This window comes from Shinella fusca, from assembly GCF_014203155.1.
Classification (GTDB): domain Bacteria; phylum Pseudomonadota; class Alphaproteobacteria; order Rhizobiales; family Rhizobiaceae; genus Shinella; species Shinella fusca.
Genome location: NZ_JACHIK010000037.1, coordinates 1 through 1,768 on the forward strand (window position 1 = coordinate 1; position 1,768 = coordinate 1,768).

Annotated in this window: 2 protein-coding genes; both read left to right on the plus strand. The window is 61.7% G+C overall.

Translation table 11 applies throughout. The annotated features are described in order from the left end of the window. A partial coding sequence (tnpC, locus tag HNQ66_RS23375) for an IS66 family transposase (RefSeq protein ID WP_184147288.1) occupies positions 1 to 1,377 on the plus strand: 1,377 nt, incomplete at its 5' end. Next, the coding region (locus tag HNQ66_RS23380; RefSeq protein ID WP_184147289.1) for a YecA/YgfB family protein at positions 1,374 to 1,768 on the plus strand (395 nt) is incomplete at its 3' end. The genes tnpC and HNQ66_RS23380, both read left to right, overlap by 4 nt.

Here is a 1,768-nt window from a genome sequence, read left to right on the forward strand (position 1 = left end):
GGTGATCTTTCGGCTGTTCCGGTCGCCGCCAACGACGATCAGCCTGACGGTTCCCGGCACAAGGCTCGTGGCCGACAGTCCGCAGCCCGCAATATCGGCTTTCTCCCCAGGCACCTGCCGCGCTACGACGTCATTATCGAACCGGAAAGCCGCGCGTGCGTCTGCTGCTCCGGCACGCTCCATCGCATTGGAGAGACGACGAGCGAGGCACTCGATGTCGTTCCGCCCATTTTGCGCGTCAAACGAACCATTCGCCCTCGCTATGCCTGCCGGGCATGCGAGAATGGCGTCGTCCAGGCTCCCGCGCCGGCGCGCTTCATGGATGGCGGCATGGCGACGACAGCATTGGCAGCCCATATCGTCGTCTCCAAGTTCGCGTGGCATCTTCCACTCTACCGGCAGACCCAGATCTTTGCAGGCCATGGGATAACCCTCGATCGTGGAACGCTCGGCATCTGGGTCACGCGAGTCGCCTGGTGGCTCAAGCCACTCTACGACAGGCTGCTGACCTTCATCCGCTCCCAGCCAAGGGTTTTTTCCGACGAGACCCGATTGCCGCGGCTCGATCCGGGGCGAAAGCGAACGAAAGTCTGCCAGCTCTGGGCGCAGGCCGTGGACGATCGCCCCTGGAAAGGACCGGCTCCGCCCGCGGTCGGCTATATCTTCTCCGAGAGCCGCAGCGCCCGTGAGGCCGAGCGCCAATTGGTATCCTTCAACGGCGTGCTTCAGGTGGACGGATATACCGCCTACAAGACGCTTGCCAGACATCGCGGCAAAAGCAATTCCAGACCCTTGAGGCTGGCATTCTGCATGGCTCATGCCCGGCGTAAATTCGTCGACGTGGTCAAGCTGACCGGATCGCCGGAGGCGCTCGAGATCGTATCGATCCTCGCCGGGGTCTACCAGATCGAACAGGAGATCAGAGGGCAAAGCGCCGATGATCGTCACAATACCCGCCAACTCCGCTCCGCTCCCGTCATGCGCCAGTTGAAGGCGCGCCTGCTTGACCTGAAGGACGACATCTCAACGCAGTCCGCCCTCTCCAAGGCCATCAAATACACGCTCACCCATTGGACGGGCCTGACCGCTTTCCTCGACGATGGAACGATAGAGATCGACTCCAACATCATCGAGCGTTCGATGAAGTCCGTTGCCCTGACGAGAAAGAATTCGATGTTCGTCGGCAATGTCCAGGGCGGCGAGACCTTCGCGATCCTGGCCTCGTTGATCAACTCAGCCAAATTGAACGGGCTGGATCCATACACCTGGCTTGCCGATGTGCTCGAACGGATCGTATCGGGCCGCACGACGATCAACCAGCTCGATACGCTGCTGCCCTGGAAGTGGAAAGCCGATCAGGTCGGTCAAGCCGCATGACCCGGCCCGCCGTTTCCTATGACGAGCTCGATGAGTACCTTCGCGGCGATGGGCACAACGACTATGTCGGCGTGAGCGCCATCGATGGGCTGATTGCGGCCGTCGTGGCCGGCCCGGTGAAGATCCCTGCACAGACCTGGTTGCCGCACGTATTCGGCGGCTCAATACCGCAAACCAGGCCAGGCTCGATCGAGGAGCGGCTCGTCAATACCGTGCTGAACCGCCACGACGAAGTCGAAAGCCTGCTGCGCGACGCCCCTGGACACTACTATCCGATCTTCATGAACCACAAGGGCGAGACCATCGTCGGTCCCTGGGCGATCGGATTTTCCCTTGGCCTCAGTCTGGGCGGCGAAGCGTGGGCGCCGATCCTCCTTGCCACGCCAAAGCC